The sequence below is a fragment of the Spirillospora sp. CA-128828 genome, from assembly GCF_050945415.1.
Lineage (GTDB): Bacteria > Actinomycetota > Actinomycetes > Streptosporangiales > Streptosporangiaceae > Spirillospora.
Window position 1 is genome coordinate 4693167 of record NZ_CP191986.1, and the last position, 18625, is coordinate 4711791.

At 73.8% G+C, this 18625-nt stretch carries 21 protein-coding genes; 6 read left to right on the plus strand and 15 right to left on the minus strand.

Features of this window, described 5'->3' with window-relative positions; translation table 11 throughout:
- Positions 1-28: 28 nt before the first annotated feature.
- From ACQPXG_RS22990 to ACQPXG_RS23025, 8 genes are all read right to left on the minus strand, one after another.
- The gene (locus tag ACQPXG_RS22990; protein ID WP_433469770.1) at positions 29-1117 is read right to left on the minus strand and encodes a YihY/virulence factor BrkB family protein; all 1089 of its coding nucleotides are present in this window, start codon (positions 1115-1117) and stop codon (positions 29-31) included.
- Positions 1118-1139: 22 nt separating this feature from the next.
- Positions 1140-1580, minus strand: coding sequence for a DUF3618 domain-containing protein (locus ACQPXG_RS22995; protein ID WP_433469771.1), 441 nt, complete (start codon positions 1578-1580; stop codon positions 1140-1142).
- Positions 1577-2065: a phage holin family protein gene (locus ACQPXG_RS23000; protein ID WP_433469772.1), complete on the minus strand. Its 489-nt coding sequence runs from the start codon at positions 2063-2065 to the stop codon at positions 1577-1579. The genes ACQPXG_RS22995 and ACQPXG_RS23000 overlap by 4 nt, the downstream gene beginning before the upstream one ends.
- 129 nt (positions 2066-2194) lie before the next feature.
- On the minus strand, positions 2195-2941 hold the full coding sequence (locus ACQPXG_RS23005; RefSeq protein ID WP_433469773.1) for an SDR family oxidoreductase: 747 nt from the start codon (positions 2939-2941) through the stop codon (positions 2195-2197).
- A 38-nt stretch (positions 2942-2979) separates the two neighbouring features.
- Entirely contained in the window at positions 2980-4104 is a 1125-nt protein-coding gene (locus ACQPXG_RS23010) for an AAA family ATPase (protein WP_433469774.1), read from the minus strand.
- Positions 4088-4876, minus strand: coding sequence for an RNA ligase family protein (locus ACQPXG_RS23015; RefSeq protein WP_433469775.1), 789 nt, complete (start codon positions 4874-4876; stop codon positions 4088-4090). The genes ACQPXG_RS23010 and ACQPXG_RS23015 overlap by 17 nt, the downstream gene beginning before the upstream one ends.
- Positions 4877-4927: 51 nt before the next feature.
- Positions 4928-6331: an MFS transporter gene (locus ACQPXG_RS23020; RefSeq protein ID WP_433469776.1), complete on the minus strand. Its 1404-nt coding sequence runs from the start codon at positions 6329-6331 to the stop codon at positions 4928-4930.
- An 83-nt stretch (positions 6332-6414) separates the two neighbouring features.
- Positions 6415-7305, minus strand: coding sequence for a Vgb family protein (locus ACQPXG_RS23025; RefSeq protein WP_433469777.1), 891 nt, complete (start codon positions 7303-7305; stop codon positions 6415-6417).
- A gap of 114 nt (positions 7306-7419) precedes the next feature.
- Between ACQPXG_RS23025 and ACQPXG_RS23030 the strand changes: the two genes are divergently transcribed.
- Positions 7420-8043 carry a TetR/AcrR family transcriptional regulator gene (locus ACQPXG_RS23030; protein WP_433469778.1) on the plus strand — a complete coding sequence of 208 codons (624 nt, stop codon included), beginning with the start codon at positions 7420-7422 and terminating at the stop codon, positions 8041-8043.
- On the opposite strand, the gene ACQPXG_RS23035 is transcribed toward ACQPXG_RS23030, so the two are convergent.
- Positions 8015-8308: a putative quinol monooxygenase gene (locus ACQPXG_RS23035; protein WP_433469779.1), complete on the minus strand. Its 294-nt coding sequence runs from the start codon at positions 8306-8308 to the stop codon at positions 8015-8017. The genes ACQPXG_RS23030 and ACQPXG_RS23035 overlap by 29 nt on opposite strands.
- Positions 8309-8328: 20 nt before the next feature.
- A complete protein-coding gene (locus ACQPXG_RS23040; protein WP_433469780.1) occupies positions 8329-9477 on the minus strand; it encodes an aldo/keto reductase in 1149 nt (382 codons plus the stop codon).
- A 14-nt stretch (positions 9478-9491) separates the two neighbouring features.
- On the opposite strand from ACQPXG_RS23040, the gene ACQPXG_RS23045 reads away from it, so the two are divergent.
- Entirely contained in the window at positions 9492-10346 is an 855-nt protein-coding gene (locus tag ACQPXG_RS23045; protein ID WP_433469781.1) for a helix-turn-helix transcriptional regulator, read from the plus strand.
- A 162-nt stretch (positions 10347-10508) separates the two neighbouring features.
- Positions 10509-12050, plus strand: coding sequence for an MFS transporter (locus ACQPXG_RS23050; RefSeq protein WP_433470031.1), 1542 nt, complete (start codon positions 10509-10511; stop codon positions 12048-12050).
- Between the two features lie 13 nt (positions 12051-12063).
- Here ACQPXG_RS23050 and ACQPXG_RS23055 read toward each other — a convergent pair whose 3' ends face one another.
- From ACQPXG_RS23055 to ACQPXG_RS23070, 4 genes are read right to left on the minus strand one after another with little or no spacing between them, the layout of a single operon-like run.
- Positions 12064-12624, minus strand: coding sequence for a carboxymuconolactone decarboxylase family protein (locus tag ACQPXG_RS23055; protein WP_433469782.1), 561 nt, complete (start codon positions 12622-12624; stop codon positions 12064-12066).
- A gap of 2 nt (positions 12625-12626) precedes the next feature.
- Entirely contained in the window at positions 12627-13283 is a 657-nt protein-coding gene (locus tag ACQPXG_RS23060; RefSeq protein ID WP_433469783.1) for a TetR/AcrR family transcriptional regulator, read from the minus strand.
- A gap of 43 nt (positions 13284-13326) precedes the next feature.
- A complete protein-coding gene (locus tag ACQPXG_RS23065; protein ID WP_433469784.1) occupies positions 13327-13989 on the minus strand; it encodes a response regulator in 663 nt (220 codons plus the stop codon).
- Positions 13977-15140 carry a histidine kinase gene (locus ACQPXG_RS23070; protein WP_433469785.1) on the minus strand — a complete coding sequence of 388 codons (1164 nt, stop codon included), beginning with the start codon at positions 15138-15140 and terminating at the stop codon, positions 13977-13979. The genes ACQPXG_RS23065 and ACQPXG_RS23070 overlap by 13 nt, the downstream gene beginning before the upstream one ends.
- Positions 15141-15298: 158 nt before the next feature.
- Between ACQPXG_RS23070 and ACQPXG_RS23075 the strand changes: the two genes are divergently transcribed.
- Positions 15299-15697: a DUF6069 family protein gene (locus ACQPXG_RS23075; protein WP_433469786.1), complete on the plus strand. Its 399-nt coding sequence runs from the start codon at positions 15299-15301 to the stop codon at positions 15695-15697.
- On the opposite strand, the gene ACQPXG_RS23080 is transcribed toward ACQPXG_RS23075, so the two are convergent.
- The gene (locus ACQPXG_RS23080) at positions 15694-16641 is read right to left on the minus strand and encodes a LysR family transcriptional regulator (RefSeq protein ID WP_433469787.1); all 948 of its coding nucleotides are present in this window, start codon (positions 16639-16641) and stop codon (positions 15694-15696) included. The genes ACQPXG_RS23075 and ACQPXG_RS23080 overlap by 4 nt on opposite strands.
- Before the next feature lie 254 nt (positions 16642-16895).
- Between ACQPXG_RS23080 and ACQPXG_RS23085 the strand changes: the two genes are divergently transcribed.
- The gene (locus tag ACQPXG_RS23085; protein WP_433469788.1) at positions 16896-17303 is read left to right on the plus strand and encodes a YciI family protein; all 408 of its coding nucleotides are present in this window, start codon (positions 16896-16898) and stop codon (positions 17301-17303) included.
- Positions 17300-18445 carry an RNA polymerase sigma factor gene (locus ACQPXG_RS23090; protein ID WP_433469789.1) on the plus strand — a complete coding sequence of 382 codons (1146 nt, stop codon included), beginning with the start codon at positions 17300-17302 and terminating at the stop codon, positions 18443-18445. The genes ACQPXG_RS23085 and ACQPXG_RS23090 overlap by 4 nt, the downstream gene beginning before the upstream one ends.
- The last annotated feature ends 180 nt before the right edge of the window (positions 18446-18625 follow it).

Consider the following 18625-nt stretch of genomic DNA (forward strand, 5'->3'; position numbering starts at 1 on the left):
TCCCCGGAAACGCACCATCCCGCCCAGCCTAGGACCGGTGCGCCCCCGGACGCCCGCGGCTCGCACCCGGCGCGGCCTCCGGCCCCGGAGCACTCCCGCCGTGCCCGTCCGCGTCGTGCTCATCCGCCTCGTGCTGGTCCGCGTCGTCCGGTCTGCGTTCCTGCTCGACGCCCGTCTCGCGGCGCTCGTCCTCATCGAACGCCCGGGTGTCGCGGAACTCCACGTACGGCTCCGCCCCGGCGGGGCGGCCGGCCTCGATCGCGCGGCCGCGTTCGACCTCGGCGTCCAGTTCGGCGCCGAGCAGGATCGCCAGGTTCGTGATCCACAGCCACACCAGGAAGATGATGATCCCGGCGAGGCTGCCGTAGGTCTTGTTGTAGGAGGCGAAGTTCGCCACGTACAACGCGAACAGGGCGGACGCCGCCAGCCACAGCGCGATCGCCAGGGCGCTGCCCGGCGTGACCCAGCGGAACCCGCGCTTGGCGTTGGGGGACGCCCAGTACAGCAGCGAGAACAGCAGCCCGATCACCAGCACCAGCACCGGCCACTTGACGATGCCCCAGACGGTGACCGCCTCGGAGCCGAGTCCGAGCATGTCGCCGACCTTGCGGGCCAGCGGCCCGGACACCACCACCGCGATCACCGAGGCCGACAGCAGCACCAGCGTCACCACCGTGACCCCGATGCGGATCGGCAGGGTCTTCCAGAACGGGCGGCCCTCGGGGACGTCGTAGACGGCGTTGGAGGCGCGCATGAACGCGCCCACGTAACCCGAGGCGGACCACACCGCGGCGGCCAGGCTCAGCACGGCGACCGCGCCCGCGCCGCCGCTGCTTCCCTGAAGCTGCCTGATCGAGCTGATCAGCAGGTCGCGGACCGCGCCCGGTGCCAGGTCCCCGACGTTGTCGATCAAGCTGTCGGTGGCCGATGTGCCGGACAGCCCCACCAGCGACACCACCACCAGGATCGCCGGGAAGATCGACAGGACGGAGTAGTAGGTGAGTGCGGCGGCCCAGTCCGACAGGTTGTCCTTCTGGAACTGGCCGGCCGTGCGCTTCAGGGCCTCTCCCCACGACCGCGCGGGCATATCGGTGGGTGATCCCGGTCGTCTGCGCATGACTTGTCTCTTTCCGGGCCTCTCAGAACATCTTGCGGCGGCGCGCGCGGCGCACCTTCACGGCACGTTTCTGGCCGACGCTGAACCGCACTCGCACCGGCACGTTGCGGCCACGTCCGAGCCGCGCTTTCAGCGTGCGGCCACGTCCGGGCAGTGCCCGCGGCATGCCGGTGCGGCGCATCCACACCGCCGCGGCGGCGACGGCGCCCGCGGAGACGATGACCGTCCCGCCGCGCCGCGCCCTGGTCATCGTCTTCTCCGAACCGGCGGCCTGCCAGGCCGACGCCGCGGCGTCCCGGGCCCTGCCGCGCGCGTACTCCGCCTTCTCCCGGGCGATGGCCTTGACGTCGGCCTTCGCGGCCAGCTGCTCGACCGTGTCGCCGAGCTCGTGCCGGGCCCGGTCGACCTCCTGCCGCAACTCCTCGGTGCCGGCGGCCGCGCCGTGCTTGCCCTGCGTGGTCATCGGTGCGTCGCCCTCTCCTTCAGTTCCGCCACGGCCTGTTTGGCCTCGTCCATCGCCCGTTCGGGCTTGGGCGGGGTGGCGCGCCTGGTCTGCGCGCGGCCCAGCAGGGCCAGGACCCCCGCGACCAGCATCAGGAACCCGCCGATGATCAGCGCGGCGGCCCACACGGGCAGCGCCAGCGCGATCGCGGCGATCGCGGCGGCCAGCAGGGCTCCGATCCCGTACAGGGCGACCAGGCCGGCGCCGCCGAACATGCCCGCCCCGGTTCCGGCATGGCGGGCCTTGTCCTTCAGCTCGGCCGTGGCCAGCCGCAGCTCGGCGCGCATCAGCTCCGACACCTGCTGCGCGGCCTGCCGGACCAGCTCGCCCGTTCCCGCCTCCGGGCGCGCGTCGCGGAACTCCGCGGCGTGCCCGAGTTCCTGCCGGTGCGCGCCCATCGTCCCGGCCTGGCTCTCGCCGTCGTGGCGCTGCCGCACGATGCTCATAGCCTCCAGGCCCCCTCCGCGTCGTGTTACGAAGCCTGGTTGATGGCGTTCCCTCTGTTCATGGGCTAAACGTGGCCGTGTCCCGACGCGCGGTGATCGATGGACGCGGGGCCCGGGCGGGGCGACCGGTCAGCCGCGGCCGACGAACGAGGGCATCGCGGTGGCCATCACCGTCAGGAACTGCACGTTGGCCTCCAGCGGCAGGCCCGCCATGTACAGGACGGCGTCGACGACGTGCCGGACGTCCATCACCGGCTCGGGTTTCAGCGACCCGTCCGCCTGCAGGGTGCCCCTGGCGAACCCGCCGGTCAGCTCGGTGGCGGCGTTGCCCACGTCGATCTGCCCGCAGGCGATCCGGTACGGGCGGCCCTCCAGCGACAGCGTCTTGGTCAGCCCGGTGACGGCGTGCTTGCTGGCGGTGTAGGCGGCCGAGCGAGGGCGCGGCGTGTGCGCCGACAGCGACCCGTTGTTGATGATGCGGCCGCCCTGCGGGTCCTGCTCCTTCATCATCCGGAACGCCTGCTGCGCGCACAGGAACGCGCCGGTGAGGTTGGTGCCGATCACCGTGCGCCACTCGTCGTGGGAGAACTCCTCGACGGGCGCGGGCGCGCCGAACACGCCGGCGTTGTTGACCAGCAGGTCGAGGCGTCCCCACCGGTCGAGGACGGCGCCGAACAGGTCCTCGACCGAGCCGGGATCGGTGACGTCGGCGGGCACGACCAGCGCCTCCCCGGCGGAGCCGCGTGCCGTCTCCTCCAGGCGTTCCGCGCGGCGCCCGGCCAATGCCACGCACCAGCCGCCGTCCAGGAGCGCGGCCGCGGTCGCGGCGCCGATGCCCGATCCGGCGCCGGTCACCAGCGCCACCCGTCCGTCCATTCGGCGGCCTCCTCTCCGTAGCCGCCTCCATTATCGGCTCAGGCGGTGCTGAGCCAGTGGACGCGGTGCGCCTCGGTCGGGTCGGGCGTCTCCCAGCGGCGGACGAGCCGGTCGATCACCGCGTCCGGGACGGGCGAGGACCGCGCCCGGTTGCGGTCGCGGACCACCCGTGGCGGCGCCTCCAGCGCGACCACCTCGACCCGCCCCCGGTACCCGGCGATGAGGCCGGTGCACAGGTCGCGCTGCGTCCGGGACACATTGGTGGCGTTCCACACGAACGACTGCCCGGCGCGCAGGTGCTCGCGGGCCAGGTCGTACGCGGCGGCGGCCACGGCGCGCTGGTCGCCGGCCGGGTCGACGCCCATCTCGGCGCGGAGCCGGTCGAGGCTGACGACGGGCACGTCCGGGCGGTTGGCGGCGATCCAGTGGTCCTTGCCGACGCCCGGCAGGCCGGAAAGGACGGTCACGGTGCAGCGCGTGTCGTCGTAGGCGGCGTAGCCGGGGTCGCGGCCCGGCTTGCGGAAGTACCAGAACCGGGCATGGTCGGACGGGAACGCGCGCGGCCCGTCCAGGCACTCCTGCTCGGCGCAGTACTCCCCGTACAGGGCGACGTTGTCGAGCAGTTCCTCGGTGTCGGGGCAGATCCGGCCGAGGATGTCGGCGGACGCCAGCAGCACAAGGTCGTCGTTGCGGGCCAGCAGGCTGACCCGGAACGCGATCTGCTGCAGGTCGGGGCGTTCCAGCGCCCAGAACGGCACCTGGTGGTGGCGGATCAGCGCCGCCACGTGCTCGCGCCACTCGACCGGCGCGCCCAGCTCCCACAGGATGCGGCGCACCATCAGGTCGCCGCGGCGCGAATGGCCGCGCGCGGTGATGCGGCCCTCGTCGTCGATGGCGGTGCAGTGCGGCTTGGCGATGTCGTGCATGAGCACGGTCGTGAACAGGCGGACCCGCTCGTCCGCAGGGCGGGCCCGCCACTGCGGCATCGCCGCCAGCGCCTCGCAGGCCATCCGCGTGTGGACCTCGACGTCGCCTTCGCCGTGGTAGACGGCGTCCTGCGGGACGCCGGCCATGTCACGGACCCAGGCGAAGGCGTCCCGGATCCGCTCCCAGGGGACGGTCCAGTGCGGCGGTGCCGGGCACAGGTCATCGAACACCCGCATACAGCACCTCCGGGTCGGCGAGGCCGTTGGCGACGATCGGCCGGTCCTGCCAGTGGGTTCCCGAGTCGAGGATCGCGGTCAGGAAGCTCGGCCGGACCCACTTGTAGCGGTCGACGGTCTTCCCGTCCTCCTCCACCTTGATGTAGAGGCCCTCCATCTCCTCGGCGGTGTCGGTCTCCTCGGTGACGCGGCCGGGGTCGGCGCCGCCCGCCTCCGCCGCCGCGCGCAGCGCGTCCCGCCAGGCCGGGGTGCGGCAGGTGGACGGACCGGCGTACGCGGTCAGCGCGGGCACGTCCGGCAGCGGTCCCTCATGCAGGACGGGGACCGACACCACGGGTGCGCCGTCCAGCAGCTCACGGCGCGCCTCGGTGGACAGGAACGTCCCGTCGGCCTGGTCCAGGACGTCGAACTCGCAGAAGTAGTGGGGGAGCGCGTCGTAGAAGACGGTGTGCTTGGCGTACATCCACTCCCCGTACATGACGTACCGGTCCCGCAGGCGCTCGCGCAGGACGTGCTGGACGGAGGCCGCCCACGCCTTCAGCGGCCCGAACTGGCGTTCGCGGGGCCCGCCGGTCAGGTAGTGGCCGCGGCTCTGCAGCCGCAGCTCGCCGTCGGCGGTGAAACTGATGCCGGCGTTGGCGCCGTCGAGTTTCTCCTCCACCACCAGGTACCGCCCGGCGATCGCCGTGAACGGCACCGAGGCGAGGTCGTGGTCGCCCGGCTGGAGCCGGGAACCCTCGATGTGCCGGGTCCGGGGGTACTTGCGCAGCATGCCGACCGTTCTAACGAACACCGCCGATCATGCCAACCGGTTTTCGCTCCCTCAGCGGGCCGGGACGACGCGGGTGAGGGCGAGCGCGGCCAGCCACAGCGCGACGCTCACCAAGGCGAGGACGTGCAGGCCGGAGGTGAACGCGGGCCGCAGCGCAGGCCCGGCGACCGCCCCGTACACCGCGACGCCGAGCGCCGTCCCGATCTGCCGGGCGGTGTTGTTGAAGCCTCCGGCCAGGCCGGCGTGCTCGGCCGGGACGGCGCGCATCGCGGCGGCGACCACGGCGGTGACGATCAGGCCGTCGCCGATCCCGATGCCGAGCAGCGCCGGAAGCAGCGCGCCGTAGCCGCCGCCGGGTGCGGCGCCGAGCAGGGACAGGGATCCGGCCCCGGCGACGGCGGTGCCGGCGGCGAGCGGTACCCGGGTCCCGCACCGGGCGGTGAGGCGGCCGCTCACCGGGGCCAGCAGCGCCAGCGGAACGGCCATCGGCAGCAGCATCGCCCCGGCCGCCAGCGCGGACCGGTGCCCGGCCTGCTGGAGCTGGAGCGTCGCGACGAACAGCACCCCGTTGGTGACCAGGTTCATGGCCAGCGCGATGCCGCCCGCGCCGAGGAACGCCGGGGCCCGCAGCAGCCCGCCCGGGAACATCGGCGCGGCCGCGCGCCGCTCGGCGGCGACGAACACCACCCCGGCGGCCAGGGTGAGGGCGGCGGTGACGGCCGCCGTCTCCCGGTGGCCGTGGCCGGCGGCGATGACCGTCCAGACCAGGCCGCCGAGGGTGAGCGGCGCCAGGACCATCCCCGCGCGGTCGAGGGGGACGTCCCGCCCGGTCCCCGCCGCCGGGGCGGGTTCGCGGACGAGCGCGCGGACGCCGGCGATCGCCGCGGCCGTGATCGGGACGTTCAGCAGGAAGATCCACCGCCAGCCGATCGTGTCGACCAGCAGCCCGCCCAGCAGCGGCCCGGCAGGCAGGGCGGTGGAGGAGATGCCGGCCCACACCCCGAGCGCCCGCGCCTGCTCGGCGCGCCCCGGGTAGAACGCGGTGATGAGGGCGAGGCTGCCGGGCAGCAGCAGCGCGGCACCCGCCCCCTGGGCGACGCGCGCCGCGATGAGCGGCCCGGCCCCGGGCGCCGCGCCGCAGGCCAGCGAGGCGAGCCCGAACAGGCCGAACCCGAGCAGCGTCATGCGGCGATGCCCGATCCGGTCGCCGAGGGCGCCGCCGCCGAGCAGCAGCCCGGCGATCGCGACGGCGTATCCGTCCACGACGCCCTGCAGGCCGGGCAGGCCGGTGCCGAGCGCCCGGCCGATGCCGGGAAGGGCGACGTTCACGATCGTCACGTCCAGCAGCACCAGGAACATTCCCGCGCACAGGATCGCGAGCATGGCGCCGCGCCGGGGTACGGGCCCCGTCTCGCGGCCGCCGGGACGGTCGGTGGCTTGCGTCGTGGAACCCATGCCTCCACGGTGGCCCGGGGACGTTTCGGCGTGGCTCGAACCGTCCGCGCCCACCTGCTCGTGCCCGCCCCGTCGGCGGCGGGTCAGCCGGCGGCGACGCGGGCGATCGCGCCCGTCTCCAGCGCCACCCACAGGGCGCCGTCCGGGCCGGGCGCGATCCCGTGCGGCTCACATCCGGGCGTGGGCAGCGGGTGCTCGTCGATGCGGCCGTCGGTGGTGATCCGGCCGACGTGGGCGGTGCCCCATTCGGTGAACCACAGGTCCCCGCCGGGGCCGGTGACGATGGCGTGCGGACGGGCGCCGCGGTCGGGCAGCGGGAACTCGGTGACCTTCCCGTCGGTGGTGATCCGCCCGATGTGCGCGGTGCCGATCGCGGCGAACCAGAGCGCGCCGTCCGGCCCGGCGGTGATCCCGACCGGCGCGGACCCCTCGGTGGGCAGCGCGTGGACGGTGACGTCGCCGTCAGGGGCGATCCGGCCGATGGCGTTGCCCTGGTTGAGGGTGAACCACAGCACCCCGTCCGGCCCGGCCGTGATCATCGATGGCATGGTGCCGTCGCCGGGGACCGGATGGGAGGTCAGCCGCCCGTCCACGGTGATCCGGCCGATGCCGCCGGTGTGCATCTGGGTGAACCAGAGGGCGCCGTCGGGTCCGGCCGCGATCCCGCACGGGCCGCAGCCCTCGGGGGCGGCGAACCGCGTGACCTCGCCCGCGGTGGTGATCCGGCCGATGGCGTGGTCCTGGAACGCGGTGAACCACAGTGCGCCGTCCGGGCCCGCCGTGATGATCATCGGGCCGGCGGGGACGGGCCCGTGCAGGGCCAGGTCCCCGCCGGGTGTCATCCTGGCGATCCGGCCGGCGTGGACGAGCGTGCACCAGAGCGCGCCGTCCGGGCCGGCGGTGATGCCGTACGGGCCCGCGTCCGGGTCGCAGACCGTGAACTCCTTGATCGTGGCGTAAGAACCCTGCGGCATGAATCGTCCCCCCTCGTCCCTCAAGTGCTGTTTCCTCCCAGCGTCGAGGTTAACGCAACCGGTGTTGCGTTACGATCGGAACGTGACGTCCTGCCGAGAACACCGGGCCGCCAGGTGACCGCGGCCGGGCCCGGGACCGTCCGCCCCGGCGGCCGCACCGCGCGGGTGCGCGACGCCGTCCGGGAGGCCACGCTCGCCGAACTGGCCGAGCACGGCTACCGGGGACTCACCGTGGAGGGCGTCGCGGCCCGCTCCGGGGTGCACAAGACCACCGTCTACCGGCGCTGGGGGAACGCCGACGGCCTCATCGCCGACGCCCTCGACCGCGCCGCCGCCGAACCGTGGCCGGTCCCCGACACCGGCACCCTCGCCGGCGACCTGCGCGACCTCGCCCGGCTCGTCCTGCACGGCTTCACCGACCCGGCCGAGGGCCCGGTCGCCCGCGCGTTCGTGCTGGCGGCCGCGCAGAGCGGCGACGCCGCCCGCGCCCTGCACGCCTTCCTCGCCCGGCGCAACGAGCAGGCCGCCGTCCTCGTCGAACGTGCGGCCCGGCGCGGCGAGGTCCCGCCCGGGACGGACGCGGCCGAGGTCGTCCGCATCGCCGTCGCCCCCCTCTACTACCGGCTGTTCATCACCGGCGAGCCGGTCGACGAGGCCGCCGCCGACCACGCCGCAGCGGCCGCCTGCGCCGCCGCCCGCTCCGGCGCCCTCACCCGCCGGCCGGAACCAGCCTCCTGATCGTCATCGGCTCGGCGAGGATCCGCCCCAGCACCTGCTCGGCGTGCAGGAAATGGGGCGTGGCGAAGTGCTCGTCGAGGGCCTCCCCGTCCGTCCACTCCTCCACGATGACCATGCGGCAGGGACGGTTCGGGTCGGCGTACGGGCGGTAGGCGAGGCAGCCGGGCTCGTCCAGGGACGGCTCGATCATCGCCTCCAAGGCGGTGCGCAGGCGGTCCTCCTGCCCGGGCGAGGCCAGGCATTCGGCGACGACGGTCAGCGACATGATGGTGTTCCCTTCGGGTTTCACGGACGGGCCGGGCCGGTGCCCGCACCCGAGTCGGTGATCGCCGCGGCGATCTCGTTCAGGTCGGCGGGGGTCAACTCCACGGCGCCCGCACCCATCCAGCCGTCGACCTGCGCGGCCCGGCGCGCGCCCACGATCGCGCCGGTGACGCCCGGCCAGGCCAGCACCCAGGCGATGGCCACCTCGGCGACCGTGGCGCCGTGCCGTGCGGCGACGGGCCGCAGCGCCCCGGCCAGCCGCAGGTTGGCCTCCAGCCCGGTCGTGAAGTCGGTGTGCGCGGCCCGCCAGTCGTCGGGCGGCAGCGCCGCGGCGCGCTCGGCGGTGAACGCGCCGGTCAGCAGCCCGGACTGGAGCGGCGAGTAGACGATCACGCCGGTCCCGTGGTCGCGGGCCCAGGCGATCTCCGCGGCGGCGGACCGGTTCACCGCCGAGAACGGCGGCTGGATCGCGTCCACGTGCGCGACCTTTTCCGCGGCATCCAGCAGTGCGGGCGGGTGGTTGGACAGCCCGATCGCGCGGACCTTGCCTTCCGCCTTCAGGTCGGCCATGACCTGCCAGTACTCCTCCAGGGGCGTCGCGTTCGGCGACACCGCGCCGCTGCCGTCGCCGGCGTACTCCAGGGACTCGCCGGTGTCGGGCCAGTGCACCTGGTAGAGGTCGATCCGCTCGACGCCGAGACGCCGCAGCGAGTCCTCGACCTCGCGGCGCACGCTGGCGGGCTTCATGATCCGGCGTGGCGGGGCCTGCGGGTCGTCCGGGTCCCAGACCAGACCGGCCTTGGTGAACAGCAGCGGCCGGTCCGCCTCCGGCAGGCCGGCGACGGCCTTGCCGACCAGTTCCTCGGAGTGCCCCAGCCCGTACACGGCGGCGGTGTCGATCCAGTTGACGCCCGACTCGACCGCGTGCCGGATGGCGGCGACCGACTCGGCGTCGTCGGTGGCGCCCCAGCCGAACCGCCAGCCCGAGCCCGCCACCGCCCAGGAGCCGAACCCGACGGTGGAGATGTTCATGCCCGTCTCGCCCAGAGGGCGTGTGCTGATCGTTTGCATGCCCCTGAGCCTGGTCGGGTGGAGCGCGTCCACCCAGTTGCGGGCGGTGCCTAGGCACGGCGTGACCAGGTTCTGGCGCGCCCGCGCCGTCGTGGACACGGGATAATCGGGGCATGGCTTTGGACAGGCGTGCCGAACTGGGGGAGTTCCTGCGGTCCCGCCGGGCCCGGCTGCGGCCGGAGGAACTGGGGCTGCCCGACTACGGCGGCCGCCGCCGAGTCCCCGGCCTGCGCCGGGAGGAGCTGGCGCAGCTCGCCGGGGTGAGCGTGGACCACTACGTCCGGCTGGAGCAGGGCCGCACCCTGCACTTCTCCGAGGCGGTCCTGGACGCCGTCGCTCGCGCGCTCCGGCTCGGCGATGTGGAGCGCGAGCACCTGTACCGGCTGGCGCGGCCCTTCACCGGACCGGCGGAGGAGGAGCCGCAGCTGGTCCGGCCGGGCCTGCGGCGGCTACTGGACTCGACCGGGGACGTCCCCGCCTACATCGTCGGGCGCAACACCGGCGTCCTGGCCTGGAACGACCTGGCCGCCGCGCTGATCATCGACTTCGGTGCGCTGCCGCCCGCCGAACGCAACCTCGCCCGCCTGGTGTTCCTGGACGACGGCATGCGCGGCCTCTACGCCGACTGGCGCGGCAAAGCGGAGGACGTGGCCGCCTACCTGCGGCTGGACGCGGGACGCCACCCGGGCGACCCGTCCACCCAGGCGCTGGTGGACGAACTGTCGGCGGCGAGCCCGGAGTTCCGCGAGATCTGGGCCGAGCACCGCCTGAAGGACAAGACCCACGGCCGTTACGTGTACCGGCATCCGGTCGTCGGCCTGCTGGACCTGGGGTTCGAGACCCTGCGCCCGGCCGACGACCCCGACCAGGCGCTGATCGCCCACACCGTCGAAGAGGGCTCCCCGTCCCACACGGCGCTGCGTCTGCTGGCGTCCTGCACCACGACCGCGCCGGCCGCCCGGCCGTAGCCGGCGCCCCTTCCGGCGCCTCGCGAGACGGACGCCGGAAACGCGCGTCCGCACATCCCACCGGTTTCTTGGCGAGGCGATGTCGAGAATCGCTCGTCCGCTCCGACCAAACGCATGACACGTGATGCGGACCGGAGGGAAACCGATATGGGGCATACCGATATGGGGTATAAGGAGCAGGACGTCGAGGGCGCGTCCGCAGAGACCCGCGAATGGCTCGCGCTGGCCTTGCTGGCGTTGCCGACGCTGCTGATAGCCATGGACCTGACGGCGCTGTTCCTGGCGCTGCCGCGGCTCAGTGCCGACCTGGGCGCGAGCGGCGCCGAGCAGCTGTGGATCAGCGACGCCTACGGGTTCATGGTCGCCGGGTTCGTGATCACCATGGGCACGCTCGGCGACCGGATCGGCCGCCGCCGCCTCCTGCTCACCGGTGCCGCCGCGTTCGCCGCCGTGTCGGCCGTCGCCGCCTTCGCCCCCGACCCGAGGACGCTGATCCTCGCCCGGGCGCTGCTGGGCGTGGCGGGCGCGACCCTGACGCCCTCGACGCTGGCGCTGATCACCAACATCTTCCGCGACGAGCGCCGCCGCGGGAAGGCCATCGCCGTCTGGGCGACCTGCCAGTTCACGGGCGGGGCGTTCGGCCCCGTGCTGGCCGGGGTCCTGCTCCAGCGCTTCTGGTGGGGGTCGGTGTTCCTGGTCGCGGTGCCCGTCATGCTCCTGATCCTTGCGGCCGGCCCGGTTCTGCTGCCCGAGTTCCGGGACCGGTCTGCGGGACGGGTCGACCTGGTCAGCGTGGGCCTCTCCCTGGCCGCCGTGCTGCCGATGGTGTACGGGCTGAAGCAGCTCACCGTCGCCGAAGCCCACGACAAGCTCACCCCGCTCGTCGCGATCCTCGCCGGGGGAGTGCTCGGCGGCGTCTTCGTGCGGCGTCAGCTGAGGCTCGCCCACCCGCTGCTCGACCTGCGGCTGCTGCGCCGCCGTCCGCTGGCCGCGGTCCTGACCGCCCTGGTCTTCGCGGGCGTCGCCATGGCGGGGACGGGCCTGATGGTGACCCAGTATCTGCAGAGCGTGCTGGGCTACTCGCCGCTCGCCTCGGCCGTGCTGTTCGCGCCGATGGGGCTCGCCGTCGCGGCCGGGACGATGATCGCGCCCGTGCTCGTCCGGCGGATGAGGCCGGCCACCGCGATCGCCTCCGGGCTGGCGGTGTCGGCGGCGGGCTGCCTCCCGCTGGCCCTGGCCGGCGGGTATCCGGCCGTCGCCGTGGGCATCACCGTCCTGGCGCTGGGCACCGGCCCGCTCTTCGCGCTGGGGACCAGCCTGGTGGTCGGGTCCGTCCCGCCCGAACGGGCCGGATCGGCGGCCTCGATGTCGGAGACCGGCAACTACCTCGGCGGGTCGCTGGGGCTGGCCGTCATCGGCGTGATCGGCGCCTCCGTCTACCACGCCCGGATGGACCACGCCGCGGGGGCGGCGGCCCGCACGCTCGCGGGTGCCGTCGCCGAGAGCGGCCACCTGCCGCCCCCACAGGCGAGCGCGCTGCTGCACGACGCCCATGCAGCGTTCACCACGGGCCTGCACGTCACCGGGCTCATCGCCACCGCGATCTTCGCCCTGCTCGCCGTGCTCGTCGCGACGTCCGGCCGGGCCAGCGCGTCGCCCGGGGTACCGGCCGACGAACCTGAAGCCCGGCACGCCTTCGGGTGACCCCCGCCGGACGTCAGGCGGGTGCGGGCGCCGTCCACTCCTGGTCCTGCCAGGCAGGGTCCAGGGGTGTGTGGGCGACGTGGTTGGTGTAGTTGGACAGGGTCTTCATACCGATCCCGAGGACGATGTCCAGGACGTGGCGACGGGTGTAGCCGGCGGCCAGGAACGCCTCGACCTCCTCGTCGCCCGCCCAGCCGCGGCGCGTGACCATGACGTCGGTGAAGCGGCGGACGGCCTCCAGCGCGGGATCGTCCAGGGCACGCCCGGCGCGCAGCGCCGCCACGACCTCGGCGGGGACGCGGGACCGCAACGCCAGCGTGGAGTGCGCCGCCACGCAGTACTCGCAGCCGTTCAGCACGCTGGCGGTGATCCACACGACGTGCTTGGCGTTCCTGGGCAGCGACGACCTGCCGAACAGCTCCGACAGGGCGTTGTAGCCGGCCAGCAGTTCCGGCGACTCGGCCATCACGCCGTTCAGGGTGGTGACGAATCCCATCCGCTTCTTGGCCGCCTCCAGTTGCGGGCGGGCCTCCTCGGGGGCGTTGGTCTCGTCGTACACGGTGAACTCGGCCATTCTCATCTCCTTGGGGGGTTGGCGGGGGAGGACGTGAGGGAGCGGAGTGCGGCGTCCACCGTGGCGGACAGCTCGCCCGGCTCGGCGCCGGCGCGGGAGCGCAGGTTCACCCCGTAGGCCAGCAGCGCCAGCATCTGCGCGGTGGGGTCGACCTCCAGGCCGTCGCGGAGTTGCCCCTGGTCGTGAGCCGCCTGCAGGGCGGTCCGCATGGCGGCGCTCAGCGCCTCATGGTGGCCGTCGAGCACTTCCCGTTCGCCGGCGTCGCCGGCCTCCTGAGCCGCGTGCGCGTTGGACACCATGCAGCCCCAGCGCGCGTGCTCGCCGGAACACCGCGCGGTGACGAGCCCGTCGAAGAACGCGGCGATCCCCGGCAGGCCGCGCCCGTCGGCTGCGAGCCGGTCGAACACCGGACGCGAGTGATGATCGACGTAGCGGCGCAGCGCGGCGGTGTACAGCTCCTGCTTGCCGCCGAACGTCGCGTACAGGCTGGACCGGCTGATCCCGGTCTCGGCCACCACCTCCGCGATCCCGGTGGAGGCGGCCCCGCGCCGCCAGAACAGCCGGACCACCCGGTCGAGGACGGCGTCGGGATCGAAGTGCTTGACGTCCGGCATCTCCCGCACCTCCTTAACTTGGAACGACTGTTCCAAGATTGCCATGCGAGGACGCACATGCGCAAGAGGAAGCGGCGGCGCGGGACGGTCAGTCGAGCCCGGCGTCGTGGGCCAGCAAGGCGATCTGGGTGCGGTTGTCCAGGTCGAGCTTGGTCAGGACGCTGGAGACGTGCGCCTTGACCGTGGCCACGCTCATGAACAGCTCCGCCGCGATGTCGGCGTTGGAGCGTCCCCGGGCGATCGCCAGCACGACCTCGTTCTCGCGGGGGCTGAGCCGGGCGAGGGCCGCGCGGGCCCGCTGGTGCGCGCCGGCCTCCACCGCCGCGCGGTCCATGAGGCGGCGGGTGACGCGCGGCGACAGGATCGGGTCGCCGGCGGCGACCTGCCGGACGGCGTGCACGATCTGGTCCGGCGGGGTGTCCTTCAGCAGGAACCCGCTGGCGCCGGCGCGCAGCGCGTGCAGGATGTTCTCGTCGGAGTCGAACGTCGTCAGCACGATGACCTCCGGCGGGTTCGGCCGGGCCCGCAGCCTGCGGGTCGCCGTGATGCCGTCCACGCGGGGCATCCGCAGGTCCATCAGGACGACGTCGGGGGCGTGCGCGTCGGCCGCGGCGGGCACCTCGTCGCCGTCGGCGGCCTCACCGGCCACCGAGATGCCGCCCGTCCCGTCCAGCATCATCGACAGCCCGGCGCGGACGAGCGCGTCGTCGTCCACGATCAGCACGCGCAGGGGCGGGTTCACGCGGGCCATGGTAGCCAGGCGCGCAGCCGGAACTCACCCGTGGCGGCCTCGTGGTCGAGCACACCGCCGGCCAGCCGGACCCGCTCGGTCAGCCCGACCAGTCCCGTCCCGCTGCCGGGCGCCAGCGGCCCCGCGTCGTCCTCGGGCAGCGGGTTGCGGATGTCGATCACGAGGCGGGAGCCGGGCCATCCCTCGAGCACCACCCGGACGGGACGGCCCCCGGCGTGCTTGCGGGCGTTGGTCAGCCCCTCCTGCACGACCCGGTACGCGGTGCGCCCGGCGGACGGCGGAAGCGAGGACGCGCCGGTCGTCTCGTCGCGCAGTTCCACCAGGGTGCCCGCGTCGCGGGACTCCTCCACCAGCCGGGGCACGTCGTCCAGGACGGGCTGCGGCCGGTCCTCCTCGGCCGCGTCCTCGGTGCGCAGCAGCAGGATGACCTCGCGCAGCTCGTCCAGCGCCTGGTGCACCCCGGCGCGGACCACACCGGCGGCCTGGGACAGCTTCTCCGGCGGCGCGTCCGGGCGGTACTCCAGCGCGCCCGCGTAGGTGGCCAGAAGCGACAGCCGGTGCGCGAGGACGTCGTGCATCTCCCGGGCGATCCGGGTCCGCTCCATCATGCGGGCCTCGGCGACCCGGCGGCCCTGCTCGGCCTCCGCGCGGCGGGCGCGCTCACGAAGCGACTCCAGCAGGTCGCGGCGCGCCCGCGCCAGCGCGCCCCAGCCGATCAGCGCGGCGTACCCGAGCGAGATCAGCAGCAGCCACCAGCCGAAGGAGATCCCGCCGCTCGGCTGCCACAGCCCCTGGACGACGTGCGCCGCGACCCCCGCCACGCCCACCCACGCGGCGAGCCGGAACGGGCGCCGCTGGGCGACCTGAACCGCGCCCATCGTGGCCGGCGGCGTCGCGGCCGGTGACAGCGCCGCCAGCACGGTGAGCGCCAGCGTCACAGCGACCGGACGCCAGACCAGCAGCGGAGACAGCAGCAGGCTCGCCACGCCGACCGCGATGTCGAGGGTCAGCAAACCGCCCACGTCCGCGGTGAAACGGCCCCAGACCGTCGCCGTGATCAGCGCGCCCGCGGTGACCGTGACGACGCCGACCGCGGCGGGCGTGCGCCGCCGGGCGCCGGGTCCGGGCTGGTCAAGGGTCGTTTCGTCCACCGGACCGAGATTAGCCGCGGGGTCCGGCGGCGCGACACCGACCAAAGTCGGTGCCCGCCCGTTCCGCGGTCGGAGCGGTTCTCGCCGCGCGCCCGATGCCGCCGGCCCGCTCCGGCGGCGACGCTTCCTGCCAACAGCCGCAAGAAAAGGAGAGGCACATGTCCCGGGAGAACCTCGCACGGCGTGGACTGACCGTCGCGGGAGCGACCGCCGCCGCCCTCGCCCTCTGGGCGCTGACCGGCCCGGTGGCCGGTCTGGACCCCTCCACCGAGACCGGCGGGGAGGTCCGCCCGGTCGGGGCGGGCGCCGTCGTCGCGGGCGGCCTGATCGCCGGGCTCGCCGCCTGGGGACTGCTCGCGCTGCTGGAACGGACCGTCGCCCGGCCGGGACGGGTCTGGACCGTCATCGCCGTGGCCGTCCTCGTCCTGTCGATGACCGGGCCGCTCGGCAGCGCCGGCGACGGCGCCTCCATGGCGATCCTGGCCGGAATGCACCTGGTCGTCGCGGCGGTCCTGATCCCCGGCCTCGCCCGATCGGCGCGGCCGGCCCGAACCTAGGGGCCCGGCTCGGGGGCGGCCGGGAAGAGGGGCCGGTCAGCGGCGGGCAGCCACTGGCTTCGGGCGTCGAAGGGACGATAGTGGTCCTTCACATGGGCGATGAGCAGCGGCAGCGACGGGTGGCGGTTCGCCTCGCGCCACATGAGGGACCACGGGTACACCGGCGTGGGGTCGGTGACGGAGATCTGGACGACGTCCGGGTGCCCGGGAAACTGCGTCTTGTTGCCGAAGGTGATGAGGTCCGGCGAGGCTCCGATCCTCTCCATGATGTGGTCATGGCCGAAGACCGGCCCGGACGTGTCGATCTGGACGCCGAACTCTGCGCTGAGGAGCCGGTAGTACTCCTCCCACTCGCTGTCGCGGGCGTTGCCCGGCATCCAGGCCGTCAGGCCTGAGAGCTCCTCCATCGGCACACGCCAGCGTCTGGCGAGCCTGTGCCGGCGGCCGACAAGGATGGGGATCGGCTCCAGGCAGGCTGGGACGCGCTCGATCCCCGGAGGGAGTACGCCCGTGGCCCGGCCGAACGCCGCGTCGACCGAGCCGCCGGTGAGCGCCGTCGATCGTGGGACGGCGCCGCGGGAGACGACGATGTCGACGTCGACGTCGCCGGCCTCGTAGAAGTCCCGGACCATGGCGATCGATGCCGCGGCACGGGCGAGCACGTCGATGCGCAGGGCGCGGCGGTGTGCGCGGAGCATCGCGGTGGCCTGGTCGGCGAGGCTGATCAGTGCCCGAGCGTGCGGGAGGAAGGTCGCGCCGTCCTCGGTCGGCCTCGCACCGGCGCGGGAGCGGTGCACCAGCGGTACGCCCAGGTCGGATTCCAGCCTGGCGATCCGTTTGGACACGGCCTGCTGAGTCACGCCCAAACGGTCGGCCGCCTCGGTGAAATGCCCGGCGTCGACGACGGCGAGGAAGGCCCGGACGGCGCCGAGGTCCAGCTCCATGCACCACTCCTGGTTGTCATCCGGAAGCCTGCCCGTTGTCGGATTTCAAGGGCCGAAGCTCGATCTGATGTACGTCTGCGACAACCATCAGGAGTATAAGCGACCTCGCCAGATGACCGCGGTCGGGTCTCATCGGCGGGAGGCCGACCGGTTCTCAGGGAGATCCCGTCTCTAGTGTCGAGAATGTGGCGCCCGCTCCGTCCCAGGGATAGGAGCGGCCACGACGGGCCGCGCGACGACGAAGGAGAAGCACGATGAAATATCTGCTCCTGAAGCACTACCGAGGCGGCCCGGCCCCCGCCGTCGACTACAAGTCGCTGGACCAGTGGACGCCGGAGGAGGTCGACGCGCACGTGCAGTTCATGAACGACTTCGCGGCCCGCCTGGAGGAGACGGGTGAGTTCGTCGACACCCAGGCACTGGCGCCCGAAGGAGCGTTCGTACGGTACGACGGCGAGGGGCGCCCACCGGTGACCGATGGTCCGTTCGCCGAGACCAAGGACCTCATCGCCGGCTGGTACATCATCGACGTGGACTCGTGGGATCGTGCGGTCGAGCTGGCCGGGGAGCTGTCCGCCGCTCCCGGCCCCGGCGGCGAGCCGATCCACGAATGGCTCGAGGTCCGGCCGTTCTACGGCGAGTCACCCACGGTCACCGAGTGAACGAAGCGCTGCTGCGGGAGCTCGTTCCCGCGGTGATCGGTGTCCTCGTCCGGCGCGGAGCCGACTTCGCGTCGGCCGAGGACGCCGTGCAGGAAGCCCTGATCCGGGCGCTGGACACCTGGCCGGACGACCCACCGCGCGATCCGAAGGCATGGCTCGTCGCGGCCGCATGGCGCAAGTTCCTCGACGCCGCCCGCGCCGAGGCGTCGCGGCGAGGGCGGGAACTCGCCGTGCACGCCGAGGCTCCCGCCGGTCCGGCGCCCGCCGCGGACGACACGCTGCGGCTCTACTTCCTGTGCGCGCACCCCACCCTGCCGCCGGCCTCGGCCGTCGCCCTGACGCTGCGCGCGGTCGGTGGACTGACCACGCGGCAGATCGCGGCGGCACACCTGGTCCCCGAGGCGACGATGGCGCAGCGGATCAGCCGGGCCAAGCGCCGGATCGCGGGGCAGCCGCTCGACCGGCCCGGCGATCTCGGGACGGTGCTGCGCGTGCTCTACCTCGTCTTCAACGAGGGGTACGGCGGAGACGTCGACCTTGCGGCCGAGGCGATCCGCCTCACCCGCCAGCTCGCCCGGCTGGCCGACGAGCCCGAGGTCGCGGGGCTGCTCGCGCTCATGCTGCTGCACCATGCGCGCCGCGCCTCCCGCACCGGCCCGGGAGGTCGCCTGGTGCCGCTCGGCGAACAGGACCGATCGCGCTGGGACACCGGCCTGATCACCGAAGGAGTGGCGATCCTCCAGGCCGCGCTGGCCCGCGACCGGCTGGGCGAATACCAGGCACAGGCCGCGATCGCCGCCCTGCACGCCGACGCCCGGACCGCCGCCGAGACGGACTGGGTGCAGATCGTGGAGTGGTACGACGAACTGCTGCTCCTCACCGGCAGCCCGGTGGTGGGACTCAACCGCGCGGTGGCGGTCGGGGAGGCCGACGGGCCGCAGGCCGGCCTGGCCGCGCTGGCCGACGTGAGCCCTGACCTGCCCCGCTACGCCGCGGTGACGGCATACCTGCACGAACGCGCCGGCAACCTTGAGCGGGCCGCCGAGCTGTACGCCGAGGCCGCCCGCGCCGCCGCCAGCATCCCGGAGCTCAACCACCTCACGCGGGAGGCCGCACGGGTGCGGCAAATGCTGCGTCCGTGAGCACCGTGCCGCTCGTCCCGCCGCAGAGGGTACGAGGACAGCTACCGGCTCCGCTACGTCCGTGGGCCCGAGGGGATCATCATCGAGCCTGCAGAACAGATCAAGTGACCGGTCGGTGAACGGCCCAGCGCCGCGCCATCACGCCCAGGGTCGGCGACGGCGGGCCATGCATTGCCGTCG

Coding starts and splice junctions, on each gene's coding strand:
- ACQPXG_RS23080 (WP_433469787.1), bottom strand. CDS start 16,641: ATGGAGCTGGACCTCGGCGCCGTCCGGGCCTTCCTCGCCGTCGTCGAC.
- ACQPXG_RS23075 (WP_433469786.1), top strand. CDS start 15,299: ATGTCCCGGGAGAACCTCGCACGGCGTGGACTGACCGTCGCGGGAGCG.
- ACQPXG_RS22990 (WP_433469770.1), bottom strand. CDS start 1,117: ATGCGCAGACGACCGGGATCACCCACCGATATGCCCGCGCGGTCGTGG.
- ACQPXG_RS23020 (WP_433469776.1), bottom strand. CDS start 6,331: ATGGGTTCCACGACGCAAGCCACCGACCGTCCCGGCGGCCGCGAGACG.
- ACQPXG_RS22995 (WP_433469771.1), bottom strand. CDS start 1,580: ATGACCACGCAGGGCAAGCACGGCGCGGCCGCCGGCACCGAGGAGTTG.
- ACQPXG_RS23050 (WP_433470031.1), top strand. CDS start 10,509: ATGGGGTATAAGGAGCAGGACGTCGAGGGCGCGTCCGCAGAGACCCGC.
- ACQPXG_RS23000 (WP_433469772.1), bottom strand. CDS start 2,065: ATGAGCATCGTGCGGCAGCGCCACGACGGCGAGAGCCAGGCCGGGACG.
- ACQPXG_RS23025 (WP_433469777.1), bottom strand. CDS start 7,305: ATGCCGCAGGGTTCTTACGCCACGATCAAGGAGTTCACGGTCTGCGAC.
- ACQPXG_RS23060 (WP_433469783.1), bottom strand. CDS start 13,283: ATGGCAATCTTGGAACAGTCGTTCCAAGTTAAGGAGGTGCGGGAGATG.
- ACQPXG_RS23010 (WP_433469774.1), bottom strand. CDS start 4,104: ATGCGGGTGTTCGATGACCTGTGCCCGGCACCGCCGCACTGGACCGTC.
- ACQPXG_RS23015 (WP_433469775.1), bottom strand. CDS start 4,876: ATGCTGCGCAAGTACCCCCGGACCCGGCACATCGAGGGTTCCCGGCTC.
- ACQPXG_RS23035 (WP_433469779.1), bottom strand. CDS start 8,308: ATGTCGCTGACCGTCGTCGCCGAATGCCTGGCCTCGCCCGGGCAGGAG.
- ACQPXG_RS23045 (WP_433469781.1), top strand. CDS start 9,492: ATGGCTTTGGACAGGCGTGCCGAACTGGGGGAGTTCCTGCGGTCCCGC.
- ACQPXG_RS23055 (WP_433469782.1), bottom strand. CDS start 12,624: ATGGCCGAGTTCACCGTGTACGACGAGACCAACGCCCCCGAGGAGGCC.
- ACQPXG_RS23065 (WP_433469784.1), bottom strand. CDS start 13,989: ATGGCCCGCGTGAACCCGCCCCTGCGCGTGCTGATCGTGGACGACGAC.
- ACQPXG_RS23005 (WP_433469773.1), bottom strand. CDS start 2,941: ATGGACGGACGGGTGGCGCTGGTGACCGGCGCCGGATCGGGCATCGGC.
- ACQPXG_RS23085 (WP_433469788.1), top strand. CDS start 16,896: ATGAAATATCTGCTCCTGAAGCACTACCGAGGCGGCCCGGCCCCCGCC.